Origin of the sequence: Ideonella sp. B508-1 (assembly GCF_000333615.1) — a bacterium.
Taxonomy (GTDB): Bacteria; Pseudomonadota; Gammaproteobacteria; order Burkholderiales; family Burkholderiaceae_C; genus Ideonella.
The window spans coordinates 1-12,155 of sequence record NZ_BADL01000549.1 but is presented as its reverse complement, the minus strand read 5'-3'; the positions used below and the strand labels follow the sequence as shown (position 1 = coordinate 12,155).

Below are 12,155 nucleotides of genomic sequence, written 5' to 3'. Positions count from 1 at the left end.
CGCTGACATTCAACCTTGCCTCATTCCCGCCATGCGTCCCAACCTGTTCCGCACCCGCATCACCGAATTGCTCGGCATCCGCCATCCCATCCTCGCCGGTGGCCTCGGCCCCAAGGTATCGGACGCGCGCTACGTAGCGGCCATCGTCAACGCCGGAGGGATGGGCTTCATCGTCGGCGCCGGCTTTCCGGACGCGGGCGAGTTCCGCGACCAGCTGCGCCGGTGCCGCGAGCTGACGGACGGGAAGGCCTTCGGTGTCAATCTCTACATCTCGCGCCAGTCGGGCGGCGTGGACCGCGTGATGCGGCAGGTCGACATCCTGCTGGAGGAAGGCGTGTCCTGCGTCGAGACGGCCGGCGCCAGTCCCGAGCCTATCGTCAAGCTGCTGCGCGATGCCGGTGTCAAGGTGCTGCACAAGGTCCCGGCGGTGCGCTATGCCCAGAACGCGGCGCGCTTGGGCGTCGACGGCGTCATCATCGTGGGCAACGACTGCGGCGGCCACCCTGGCATCTATGGCATCGGCTCGATCGTGCAGGCGGCGCATGCGGCGCGGGTGCTCGACATTCCGTTCGCCATCGGCGGCGGCATCGGCACCGGCAGCCAGATCGCCGCGGTGCTGGCGATGGGCGCGGACGCTGTCGTCATGGGCACGCGCCTGCTTGTCGCCGAGGAGCTCTGGATCCACCGCGACGTGAAGGCCATGGTCGTCGCGGGCGACGGCACCGAGAGCGTCGTCGTCAAGAAGTCCTTGCGGGATCATCATCGGGTCTATCGCAACGCGAGCGCCGAGGCGGTGCTCGCGCTCGACGACGCCAAGGTGACGGACTTCGAGCAGTACCGCCCGCACGTCATGGGCGCGCTGGCGCACCAGGCCTACGTCAGCGGCGACACGCGCACCGGCATGCTGGACTATGGCCCGGCCGCGGTTTTCGCGGACAAGGTCGAGCCGGCGGAAGCCATCCTCGATCGCCTCGTGGACGAGGCCGTCGCTGCCGCCGGGCGCCTGAGCACGCTCGAGGCGCGCGACGCCCGGGCCTGAATCGATCGCCGACCTGGCGGGCTCTCCCGCGCGCGAGGAGACTGCGCCCTCCCTGCGCGGGAGGGGGCCTCAGATGATGCGGGCAGCTGAAAGACGAGCCAGCTCGTCGTCGCTCATTGCCAGCAGGTCTTTCAGCACCTCCGACGTGTGCTGGCCGGTCGTTGGCGGGGCGATGTAGCGCTCGATCGGCGTGTCCGACAGCTTGATCGGGTTGGCCGCGATCTTCACCGTGCCAGACAGGGGATGCGGCACTTCCACCGACATGCCGCGGTGCTGGACCTGCGGGTCCTCGAAGACCTGCTTCAGGTCGTAGATGGGCCCGGCGGGCACGCCGGCGCGGTCCATCGCGGAGAGCAGGTCCCGCTGCTCCCAGGTGCGCGTGATCTCGTTGAAGGTCTCGGTCAGCAGGCGTCGGTTGCCGACCCGCAGGGGGTTGGTCTCGAAGCGCGGATCGGTGGCGAGGTCCGGCCGGCCCAGGGCGTGGCAGAAGCGGCGGTACTGTTCGTCATTGCCGCACACGACCATGATGGAGCCGTCGGCGCACGGGAAGGCCTGCGAGGGCAGGCCGCCATTGCCCTGTGTGCCGCGCCGCACCGGGACCACGCCGGTGGCGAGGTACTGTGCGGTGTAGTGCGTCAGTGAGGCGATCACCGAGTCGAGCAGGGCGATGTCGACCTGCTGGCCGCGCCCGTGCTGGTCGCAGGCGGGCCGGCCGCCGCGCTGCGCGTCGCGGGCGTAGAGGGCGGAGATCACGCCGATCGCGGCGAACTGTCCCCCGATGAAGTCGGCGATCGACGGACCGGTCTTGACGGGAGCGCCGCCTTCCTCGTCGGGATATCCCGTGACGCTCATCAGGCCGCCCATGGCCTGGAAGATCGAGTCATAACCGGGTCGCGGCGCATAGGGCCCGGACTGCCCGAAGCCGGTGACCGAGCAATAGACCAGGCGCGGGGTGACCGCGCGCAGGCTCTCGTGGTCCAGGCCGTAGCGCTTCAGGTCGCCGACCTTGAAGTTTTCGACGACGACGTCCGACATCGCGGCGAGCCGGCGCACGATCTCCTGGCCTTCGGGCTTGGCGAGGTCGAGCGTGATCGACTTCTGTTTGCGGTTGGTGCCAAGCAGGATGGGCGACTCGCGGGTGTCGCGGCCCTCGAGGTCCTTCAGGAACGGTGGGCCCATCTTGCGCGAATCGTCGCCCGCGCCGGCGCGTTCGACCTTGATCACCTCGGCACCGAGGTCGCCGAGCAATTGCGCCGCGAACGGGCCCGCGAGCACGCGCGACAGATCGAGCACGCGCAGGCCCGAGAGCGGCATGCGGGCGGACGAGGAGGGGGAGGGCTTGTCGGAGTTCATGTTTTCGGAAGCTGTGACTTGTCGCAGGACATTGAAATCGAATCAGGACACCGCCGCGGTGGCCTCCGCGGCCGAGACGTCCGGCTCGGGCAAGGCGCGCTTGAGGATCTTGCCGGTGTCGCCCATCGGCATGGCCTCGACGAAGATCCAGCGCGACGGACATTTGTAGCCGGCCAGGCGGGCGCGCACATGCGCTGCGAGCGTGTCGCGCAGTGCGTCCGTGGCCGGGTGCCCGCGGCGCGGTTGGACATACGCGACGATGGATTCGTCGCCCAGCGCGGCGGGCCGGCCGACCACGGCGGCGTGGATCACGGCCGGGTGCCCGCTGATCGCTGCCTCGACCTCGGCCGGGTAGACGTTGAAGCCGGACCGGATGATCATCTCCTTGCGCCGCCCTACAACGGCGAAGTCGCCATCGGGCAGCCAATGGCCCAGGTCGCCGGTGGAGAACCAGCCCGTCGCACTCAGGACCTCGCGCGTCGCTTCCGCGTTGCGATAGTAGCCCAGCATCACACCGGGCCCGCGTGCCAGTATTTCGCCCGTCTCGCCGCGCGGAAGGTCGCGGCCGGCACCGTCGACGATGCGCACCTCGACCGTCGCCTCCGGCCGGCCGACGCTCCAGGGCGCCAGAAACTCGGACGGGCGACTGCGTGCCAGCGGCGCGCACTCGGTCATGCCGTACGCGTTGATCAGCGGACGGCCGAATGCGCGCTCCACGCGTGCCTTGAGCTCGGGGGCGAGCGGCGCGCCGCCGGAGACCAGCATGCGCAGGGAATGTCCGTCCAGGCTCAGCTCTTCCCGCGCGATATGGTCGAGCAGGCGTGCCCAGGCCGCCGGCACCATCGAGGCCTGCTGGACCTCACCGGCGGCGATGGCCTTCGCCAGCTCCCGGGGCGACATCCGCGGTCGCAGGCGGACGGCGGCACCGAAGATCAGCGCGGACACGACGCTGGACAGGCCCATCGCGTGGGACAGTGGCGCGGTGACCTCCACCGTGTCCCGGGGCAGCGTGCCGCGTGCGGCGCCGACCACGCGGCCCATGTTCATCAGGCCAGCGTGCGAGATCATCACGGCCTTCGGCTTGCCCGAGGTGCCCGAGGTGAAGGCCAGAAGCGCCACGTCCAGCGCGGGATCGTGGGCGGGCAGCTCGGGGACGGCGCCGTCGCTGAACGTCACGCTCGCGAGATGGCCCAGGCCGGGCACGGCGAGCGGCGTCGCCGCGAGCTGGCGGGCATGCGTCTTGGCGTCCGGCGATCCGTCGAGCGCGAGGATGATGCGGCGCGAATCCACGCAGCTTGCCAGTCGCCGGAGTTCGGCGGCCGGTACCCGTGCGTTGAGCAGCGCCGGCCATGCGCCGATGCGCTGTGCGGCCAGCATGAGCACCAGGGCGTCCGCGCTGGTCTCCGAAACTATCGTCAGGCGGTCGCCGGTTTGCACGTCGAGCCGCTGCAGCGCCAGTGCGGCGGACTCGATGCGTGTGGCAAGCTCGTTCCAGCACCAGGATGCGCCTTCGGCGTGGACGGCCCAGCGGTCCGGCTGGCGCTGGGCCCGCAGCCAGACCATGGCCGGCAGGTTCAGGAAGGTGGTGGGGTGGTTCGACATCCTTCGATTCCGTTGACATGCGACATGTGATCGTTAGAATAACCGAACAACATTCATAAAATAGAATTTTTTGAACTGCGCGGTGCGTCCGCGATCTTTCCGATTCCGGTGAGAGGCAACATGCGATTCGACTTCTCACCCGAGGATGAAGCGTTCAGGCTGGAGGTTCGTTCGTTCTTCCAGGAACACCTTCCTCGGGACATGGCCCGACGCTTCCATGTCGGCGCGCATCCTCCGGCGCGTGCCGACATTCGCGCGTTCCAGGCCATGCTGCACGCAAGAGGTTGGGGTGCGCCCCACTGGCCCGTGGCGTGGGGCGGGACGGACTGGAGTCCGCTGCGCAAGCACATCTTCATGGAGGAGCTCTACGAGGCCGACGGCCTGGACTACAGCTGGCAGGGCCTGCACATGGTCGCGCCCGTGCTCATCGCGTTCGGCAGCGAGGCGCACAAGAGGCGCTTCCTGCCGCCGATGATCCGCGGAGACGAGTTCTGGGCTCAGGGCTTCTCCGAGCCCGGCGCAGGCTCGGACCTGGCTAGCCTGCGAACCCGCGCCGAGTTGGTCGGCGACGAGTGGGTCGTCAACGGCCAGAAGATCTGGACCAGCGACGCCCGCATGTCGGAATGGGGCTTCTTCCTGGTCCGCACTGATGCCGGCGTGAAGCCGCAGCGCGGTATCTCCTTCCTGCTGATCCCGATGGACACCCCAGGGATCACCATCCGGCCGATCACCTCCATCGAGGGCGGCACCGGCCTGAACGAGGTCTTCCTGGAGAACGTGCGCGTGCCGCGCGGGAACCTTGTCGGCGAGGCGGGCATGGGCTGGACCTACGCCAAGTACCTCCTCGAGAAGGAGCGCACTGCGAGCGCGTTCCTCTATTTCAACAAGCGCGAACTGGAGAAGGCGCGTGTGATCGCCGCGGGTGTTCGCGTCGGCGCGGGCCGCCTGATCGATCGGCCGGAGTTCTCCGGCCGCCTCGCGCGCGTCGAGGTGGATGTGCAGGCGCTCGAATACTCGGTGCTGCGCGTGCTGTCGCAGGAGACCAGCCACCGCAACCTGGATGCTGTGGTCTCGGCGCTGAAGCTGCGCGGCTCGATGCTGCAGCAGCGGGTGACCGATCTGCAGGTCGACGCGATGGGTCTGCACGCGCTGCGCTTCTGGGAGCACGGCGAGGGCGAGGTCATCGCGCCCGAGCAAGCTGCGACCTGGCCGGAGAGCGTCCCCGGACGCACCGCTGGCGCCCTGATCGCCCGCGCTTCCACCATCTACGGTGGATCGCAGGAGATCCAGAAGAACATCATCGCCAAGCTGGCCTTCGGGCTGTAGCGGGCTTCACGAGACACGACGCATGGACTTCAACCTGACGGAAGAGCAGCAGATGCTGCGCGACGCGGCCGGCCGCTTCATTCGTGAGCAGTACGGCTTCGAGGCAAGAAGGCATCTGGCCGCGACGACGGGCTGGTCGCCCGAGCGCTGGGCCCAGTATGCCCAGATGGGCTGGCTCGCGCTGGCGGTGCCCGAGGACGACGGCGGTCTGGGCTGCGGCTTCGTCGAGACGGCGATCGTGGCCGAGGAACTGGGTCGCGGCATCGTGCTGGAGCCGTTCGTCGGCTGTGGCGTGCTGGCGACGCGGCTGGTCGAGCGCGCCGACGCCCCGGCATTCGCGCCGCGCCGGGCCGAATTGTTGGAAGGCCTGCTCGCCGGCACGCGCCAGGTCGCGTTCGCCTATGCGGAGCCGGGGTCGCGTTTCGAATTCGCGGCGCCCGCCACTCAGGCACATGCCGAGGGCGGCGGCTATGTCATCGACGGCCTCAAGATGATGGTGCCGGCGGTCGAGGCGGCCGACGACCTGGTCGTTTCGGTGACCGTCGACGGCGAACTCGCGCTGTTCCTGGTGCCGCGCTCGGCAGTCTCCGTCCAGGGCTATCCGCTGATTGACGGCACGCGGGCGGGCGATGTCGAGCTGCGTGGCGTGAAGGTGGGTGCCCAAGCGCGATTGACGGCGCCAGGCTCTGGGCCGGCGCTGGTCGAGGAGGCGTTGGACCGCGCCGCGCTGGCCCAGGTCGCCGAAGGCCTGGGTTGCATGGAAGCGATCCTGGAGATCACGAGCGAATACCTGAAGACGCGCCAGCAGTTCGGCCAGCCCATCGGCAAGTTCCAGGCGCTGCAGCATCGCATGTCCGAGATGTTCGTCGAAGTGCAGGAGACCCGGTCCATCCTGCTGCGCGGCATCGCGCACCTGGACGACACGCCGGCGCGCCGCCGCGAGGCGGTGTCGGCGGCCAAGGTGATGCTGGGATCGGCGGGGCGCGTGGTCGGCGGCCAGGGCATCCAGCTGCATGGCGGCATCGGCGTGACCGACGAATATCTGGTTGGCCATTACTACAAGCGGTTGCTGGTGCTGGAAAAGATGTATGGCGACAGCGACTGGCACCTGGACCGCTTCGTCCGGGCGCAGCACGAATCCGCGGCGCAGGCGACGGCTGCCGTCGGCTCGGCGACCAGGCAGGAGGCCGTGGCATGAACTTGGACAGCTACCGCAGCCTCGCACTGCGCCGCGACGGTCGCGTCCTGCACGTCACCTTCAATCGTCCCGAGACGCTCAACGCGTTCGATCCGCCGACGCACGCGGAGTTCGAGCGCTTCATCTTCGAGGTCTCGCGCGACGACGAGACGCACGTGATCGTGCTGACCGGCGCGGGCAAGGCCTTCAGCGCTGGAGGCGACCTTGACCAGATGCAGCTCCTGGTCGACGAGCCGCACCGCATGTACCCGGAGGCTGGCGCGGCCAAGCGGCTGGTATGCAGCTTCCTGGACATCCCGCAGCCTGTCATTTCCAAGGTCAACGGCCCGGCGATGGGGCTGGGTTCCACCCTGGCCCTGTTCTGCGACATCAGCTTCGCGGCCAACCACGCGAAGATCGCCGATCCGCACGTCAAGGTCGGCTTCGTGGCCGGGGATGGCGGCGCGGCGATCTGGCCGCACCTGATCGGCTATGCGCGCGCCAAGCAATACCTGCTGACGGGCGACGTCATCACCGGCGAGGAGGCCGCGCGCATCGGGCTGGTCAACTTTGCCTATCCTGCCGGCGAGCTGGACGCGGCAGTCGACGCCTTCGCCCAGCGCCTGGCCAACGGCTCGCGCCGCGCCATCCAGTGGACCAAGGCGACGATCAACATCGGTCTTAAGCAGGTCGCCGCGTCGGTCATGGACGCCGGCATGGCCTACGAGACGCTGTCCAACCACACGCGCGACCACGCCGAGGCGGTGTCCGCGATCCGCGCCAAGCGCGCCCCCGACTTCAAGGGTGACTGAACGGTCGCCCCTGGCACATCGAATCGATTCAAGGAGCATCAGACATGGGTATGGTTCAAGACAAGGTCGTCGTCGTCACCGGCGCAGGCGCCGGCATTGGACGCGACTTCGCCAAGGCCTACGCGGCCGCCGGCGCGAAGGTGGTCGTCAACGACCTGGCCAAGGACAAGGAGACGGGCCAGGCGCTGGCCGAGAGCGTCGTCCAGGAGATCCGCGCCGCCGGCGGCCAGGCCGTCGCCGCGGTGGAAAGCGTGGCGGAATGGGACTCCGCGCACCGCATCATCCAGGCCGCGCTCGACAACTTCGGTCGCATCGACTGCGTCGTCAACAACGCGGGCATTGTGCGCGACCGCTTCCTGTTCAACATGAGCAAGGAGGAATGGCAGGCGGTGGTGGACGTCCACCTGAACGGCTCGTTCTACATGACGCGCGCCGCGGCGCCGCATTTCAAGGGCCAGGAAAGCGGCAGCTACATCCACATGACGTCCACCTCCGGCCTGATCGGCAACCTGGGTCAGGGCAACTACGCGGCGGCCAAGATGGGCATCGTGGGCCTGTCGAAGTCGATTGCGCTGGACATGGCCAAGTTCAACGTGCGCTCCAATTGCATCGCGCCGTGGGCATGGACGGCGATGACCGCAGGCATCCCGGCCGAGACGCCGGAGCAGAAGGCGCGCGTCGAGAAGCTCAAGAAGATGGAGAGCGCCAAGATCGCCCCGCTGGCGGTGTACCTCGCGAGCGATCGCGCGGCCAAGGTGTCGGGCCAGATCTTCGGCGTGCGTGCCAACGAGATCTACTTCTTCAACCAGATCCGCATGATTCGCTCGATGCACCGCGGCGACGGCTGGACGCCCGAGTCCATCGCCGACGAGGCGATGCCGGCGTTCGAGGCGAGCTTCTTCGAGAACGTCCCGTCGATGAAGCTGACCCCCTGGGATCCGGTATGAGCGGGGAGACCGGAACCATGAAGGCACTGGTCGCAGTCAAGCGCGTCATTGACTACAACGTCAAGGCGCGCGTTAAGTCCGACGGCAGCGGGATCGACCTGGCCGGCGTCAAGATGTCCATGAACCCCTTCGATGAGATTGCCGTCGAGGAGGCTGTGAAGCTGAAGGAAGCCGGCGTCGTGACGGAGGTTGTCGCGGTGAGCATCGGCGCCTCTGCCTGCCAGGAGACCCTGCGCACGGCCATGGCGATGGGGGCCGACCGTGGCGTTCTGGTGGAGACCGGCGCCGAGCTCGAGCCCATTCACGTGGCCCGACTGCTGAAGACGCTGGTCGACAAGGAGCAGCCGCAGCTGATCTTTCTGGGCAAGCAGGCGATCGACGACGACGCCGGCCAGACCGGCCAGATGCTGGCTGCGATGCTGCGCCTGCCGCAGGCGACCTTTGCGTCGAAGGTGACGGTTGCGGACGGCAAGGCACAGGTCACGCGCGAGCTCGACGGCGGCCTACAGACGCTGTCGCTCGACCTGCCTGCGGTGGTGACCGTGGACCTGCGGCTGAACTCGCCGCGCTACGTCACGCTGCCCAACATCATGAAGGCCAAGAAGAAGCCGCTGGAGACGCTGGACGCCGCGACGCTGGGCGTGGACCTCGCGCCGCGGACGCGCGTGCTGAAGGTGTCCGAGCCCAAGGTGCGTGCCGGCGGCGTCAAGGTGGCCGACGTGGCCACCCTGGTGGCCAAATTGAAGAACGAAGCGAAGGTGATCTGAGATGAGCGCGATCCTGGTGTTGGCTGAACACTTCGAAGGGCGGATCAATGGCGCGACACGCTCCGCCGTGACGGCCGCGACGCAGATCGGCGGTGAGGTGCACGTGCTGGTCGCCGGACACGGCTGCGGCGAGGCCGCGGCGCAGGCCGCGCGCATCGCTGGCGTCTCCAAGGTGCTGGTGGCGGACGCCGCGGCCTACGAGCATGCGCTCGCGGAGGGCCTGGCTGACCTGGCCGCAGGCCTGGCGCGGGACTATGGCCATGTGCTGGCCGGTGCCACCGCGTTCGGCAAGAGCGTGTTGCCGCGCGTGGCGGGGCTGCTGGACGTTGCGCAGGTCTCGGACATCACCGCCGTCGTCGCGCCCGACACCTTCGTGCGCCCGATATACGCCGGCAACGGCCTGGCGACGGTGCAATCGCTCGACGCGCTCAAGGTTGTCACGGTGCGTGGCGCGGCGTTCGATGTCGCGGGGGATGGCGTGACCAGCGCCACCGTCACCCCGGTGCCCGCAGGCTCCGCGGGCATGGGCTCGCGCTTCGTGAGCCAGGAGCTGACGCGCTCCGAACGCCCGGAGCTGACGTCGGCACGGGTGATCGTGTCGGGCGGGCGAGGCATGGGCAACGGGGACAACTTCAAGCTGCTGGATGCGCTGGCTGACAAGCTGGGCGCGGCCGTCGGCGCCTCGCGTGCGGCTGTCGACGCCGGCTTCGTCCCGAACGACTATCAGGTCGGCCAGACGGGCAAGATCGTCGCGCCCGAGCTCTATATCGCCGTCGGCATCTCCGGCGCGATCCAGCATCTGGCCGGCATGAAGGACAGCAAGCTGATCGTCGCCATCAACAAGGATGCCGAGGCGCCGATCTTCAGCATCGCCGACTATGGCCTGGTGGCGGACTTGTTCCAGGCCGTGCCGGAGCTGACGTCCGCCCTCTAGCCCTCAACGACAGGACCCGCCGACCATGCCGACGCGCCGTGCCCCGCTCGCCAGAAGGATACCTTCGGGTAGCATCTCGTTCGGTCCGGAGATCACGTCTTCCGGCTCGCACCGAAAGAATCAGGAATCGTTGATGTCCACGAGGAAGAATTCAGAGCAGGCCGACGCTGCGATTGCCGCTGTCGCTGCCGCGGCGGCAGGCCCTGACCGCGACGCGTCGGGGCCGCGTTCGCTCGCGCGTCTCCTTGGTCTTTTCGATGTCCTGTCGTTGATGCCCAACGGTATGTCGCTCGCGGAACTTAACGTGACGCTGGAGTCCCCCAAGAGCAGCCTGCTGAACCTGCTGCGGCCGCTGGTCGCAGAGGGCTATCTCGTGCACAACGCGGGGCTCTACCGGCTCGGGCCGTCTATTTTCCGGCTCGCGGCAAGCGTGATGTCGGCGTGGAACTTCCCGCGCATGATCCGCCCGTTCATGGACGAGCTGGTCGAGCGGACCGGCGAGTCGGCACTGCTGAGCGTGCTCAATCGGGAGGCCGAGGTGCTGACCTACGTCGAGATCGTCGACAGCCCGAATCCGATCCGGTACCAGATCCCGGTGGGCACCACGCGCCCGATCTATTCGAGCACCGCGGGCCGGCTGCTGCTGGCCTTCACCGACAAGGCTTGGCGCGACCAGTACGTGACCACTGTGGCGTTCAAGCTGAAGACGGCGATCCCGATCACGCGTGCGTCTCTCGTCCGTGAACTCGACAAGATCCGGAGTGAGGGTGTTTCCAGCTCGATCGACGGCTATTCCCTGGGCCTGGCGGCCGTCGCGGCGCCGGTGTTCGACGGCGAGGGCCGCTGTATCGCGTCGCTCAACATCGCCGGTCCGTCGGACCGCTTCCGCCACGATCTGGAGTCGCTGAAGACGACCGTCAAGGACGTCGCCGCGCGGGCGTCCGGTGTGGTGGGCGGTGTGGAGGCGCGCAGGCGTTCGTCCAAGGGGTGAACTCCGGTCGACCTGCGCCACCGTCGAATCGGGACGGGGGGCGGCCGAGCTGCTGCGCAGCTTCTGCTTCTGGTCAGATCAGTCCGCCCTCGCATGCCAGTCGGCGTAGATGATGGGCGCTATCTCCGAACAGGATTTCGATCATGGACAGGCGGCGCATGAAGTGGCCGACCTGACATTCCTCGGTCATGCCGATGCCGCCATGCAGCTGGATGGCTTCCTGGCCGATCAGGCGCGCGCTGCGGCCGACCTGCGCCTTGGCCGCCGAGATGGCGCGTGCCCGCAGCGACGGGTCGGGCTCGGTGCACATCATTGCGGCGTAGTACGCCATGCTGCGTGCCTGCTCGATCGCGACCAGCATGTCCACCGCGCGGTGTTGCAGCGCCTGGAACGAACCGATGGCCACGCCGAACTGCTTGCGCACCTTCAGGTAGTCCACGGTCAGCTCGTGCGCCCGCTCCATCACGCCGACCGCCTCGGCGCACAGGGCTGCGATGGCGACGTCGACCGTGCGTTCGAGCGCGGGCAGTGCACAGCCCGGCGCGCCGAGCCGTGCCGAGTCCGGCACGCGGACGTCGGCCAGGCGCAGGTCCGCGGCGCGGCTGTGGTCCTGGGTGCGGTAGCCGCGGCGCGTCAGACCCGCCGCATCAGCGTCGACCAGGAACAACGAGATGCCGTCGGCGTCGCCCACGCCGCCGGAGGTGCGCGCCGAGACGATGAAGCGATCGGCGCTGTCGCCGCCGAGCACGAAGCGCTTGGCGCCGCTCAGGACCCAGCCATGGTCGTCGGCGCGGGCGATGGTCCCGACGTGAGCGAGGTCGTAGCGCGCGGCGCTCTCGGCGTGGGCCAGTGCCAGCGTCAGGCGGCCTTCGGCGATCGCCGGCAGCACCGAGGCGCGCTGCGCGGGCGAGCCGAGTTCGCGCACCAGGCCGCCGGCCAGCACCACGGTCGGGAGATAAGGCTCTGGTGCGAGGCTGCGGCCCAGGGCCTGCATCGCGATCAGCGTCTCCACGGGCCCGCCGCCGAAGCCGCCGTCCTCCTCCGGGAAAGGCAGGCCGAGCAGGCCCATCTCGGCGAACTGCGCCCACAGCGCCTCGCTGTAGCCGCGCGCTTGCGCGAGGTGCGCCTTGCGTTGGTCGAAGTCGCAGCGTTCGGCGAGCAAGCGCACGACGCTGTCCTGCAGCATGCGCTGCTCGTCTGAAAGATC

11 protein-coding genes are annotated in these 12,155 nt (G+C 68.5%); 8 read left to right on the top strand and 3 right to left on the bottom strand.

Features of this window, described 5'->3' with window-relative positions:
* Nucleotides 1–1,039: nitronate monooxygenase family protein (locus I73_RS21640; protein ID WP_234409574.1), on the top strand; the 1,039-nt coding region annotated here is incomplete at its 5' end.
* Between the two features lie 69 nt (nt 1,040–1,108).
* Here I73_RS21640 and I73_RS21635 read toward each other — a convergent pair.
* Nucleotides 1,109–2,392, bottom strand: a complete 1,284-nt coding sequence (locus tag I73_RS21635) for a CaiB/BaiF CoA-transferase family protein (RefSeq protein ID WP_234409573.1) — start codon at nt 2,390–2,392, stop codon at nt 1,109–1,111.
* 42 nt (nt 2,393–2,434) lie between these two features.
* On the bottom strand, nt 2,435–3,994 hold the full coding sequence (locus I73_RS29740; RefSeq protein WP_022982535.1) for a class I adenylate-forming enzyme family protein: 1,560 nt from the start codon (nt 3,992–3,994) through the stop codon (nt 2,435–2,437).
* Nucleotides 3,995–4,114: 120 nt separating this feature from the next.
* On the opposite strand from I73_RS29740, the gene I73_RS21625 reads away from it, so the two are divergent.
* Genes I73_RS21625 through I73_RS21595 form a run of 7 tightly spaced genes read left to right on the top strand, consistent with a single transcriptional unit; the run spans nt 4,115 to nt 10,948 of the window.
* A complete protein-coding gene (locus tag I73_RS21625) occupies nt 4,115–5,320 on the top strand; it encodes an acyl-CoA dehydrogenase family protein (protein WP_022982534.1) in 1,206 nt (401 codons plus the stop codon).
* Nucleotides 5,321–5,342: 22 nt separating this feature from the next.
* A complete protein-coding gene (locus I73_RS29735) occupies nt 5,343–6,518 on the top strand; it encodes an acyl-CoA dehydrogenase family protein (RefSeq protein WP_022982533.1) in 1,176 nt (391 codons plus the stop codon).
* A complete protein-coding gene (locus I73_RS21615; RefSeq protein ID WP_022982532.1) occupies nt 6,515–7,309 on the top strand; it encodes an enoyl-CoA hydratase/isomerase family protein in 795 nt (264 codons plus the stop codon). Before I73_RS29735 ends, I73_RS21615 begins: the two co-directional genes overlap by 4 nt.
* A 44-nt stretch (nt 7,310–7,353) precedes the next feature.
* Nucleotides 7,354–8,256, top strand: coding sequence for an SDR family NAD(P)-dependent oxidoreductase (locus I73_RS21610; protein ID WP_026097046.1), 903 nt, complete (start codon nt 7,354–7,356; stop codon nt 8,254–8,256).
* A 17-nt stretch (nt 8,257–8,273) separates the two neighbouring features.
* Nucleotides 8,274–9,023 (top strand): electron transfer flavoprotein subunit beta/FixA family protein, encoded by a 750-nt coding sequence (locus tag I73_RS21605; RefSeq protein WP_022982530.1) that lies wholly within the window; start codon nt 8,274–8,276, stop codon nt 9,021–9,023.
* 1 nt (nt 9,024) lies between these two features.
* On the top strand, nt 9,025–9,957 hold the full coding sequence (locus I73_RS21600; protein WP_022982529.1) for an electron transfer flavoprotein subunit alpha/FixB family protein: 933 nt from the start codon (nt 9,025–9,027) through the stop codon (nt 9,955–9,957).
* Between the two features lie 25 nt (nt 9,958–9,982).
* Complete coding sequence (locus I73_RS21595) at nt 9,983–10,948, top strand: IclR family transcriptional regulator (RefSeq protein WP_085944629.1); 966 nt, start codon at nt 9,983–9,985, stop codon at nt 10,946–10,948.
* Nucleotides 10,949–11,021: 73 nt separating this feature from the next.
* Here the strand turns inward: I73_RS21595 and I73_RS21590 are convergent.
* On the bottom strand, nt 11,022–12,155 hold a 1,134-nt coding region (locus I73_RS21590), incomplete at its 5' end, for an acyl-CoA dehydrogenase family protein (protein ID WP_022982527.1).

Coding starts and splice junctions, on each gene's coding strand:
- I73_RS21635 (WP_234409573.1), bottom strand. CDS start 2,392: ATGAACTCCGACAAGCCCTCCCCCTCCTCGTCCGCCCGCATGCCGCTC.
- I73_RS29740 (WP_022982535.1), bottom strand. CDS start 3,994: ATGTCGAACCACCCCACCACCTTCCTGAACCTGCCGGCCATGGTCTGG.
- I73_RS21625 (WP_022982534.1), top strand. CDS start 4,115: ATGCGATTCGACTTCTCACCCGAGGATGAAGCGTTCAGGCTGGAGGTT.
- I73_RS29735 (WP_022982533.1), top strand. CDS start 5,343: ATGGACTTCAACCTGACGGAAGAGCAGCAGATGCTGCGCGACGCGGCC.
- I73_RS21615 (WP_022982532.1), top strand. CDS start 6,515: ATGAACTTGGACAGCTACCGCAGCCTCGCACTGCGCCGCGACGGTCGC.
- I73_RS21610 (WP_026097046.1), top strand. CDS start 7,354: ATGGGTATGGTTCAAGACAAGGTCGTCGTCGTCACCGGCGCAGGCGCC.
- I73_RS21605 (WP_022982530.1), top strand. CDS start 8,274: ATGAAGGCACTGGTCGCAGTCAAGCGCGTCATTGACTACAACGTCAAG.
- I73_RS21600 (WP_022982529.1), top strand. CDS start 9,025: ATGAGCGCGATCCTGGTGTTGGCTGAACACTTCGAAGGGCGGATCAAT.
- I73_RS21595 (WP_085944629.1), top strand. CDS start 9,983: ATGCCGACGCGCCGTGCCCCGCTCGCCAGAAGGATACCTTCGGGTAGC.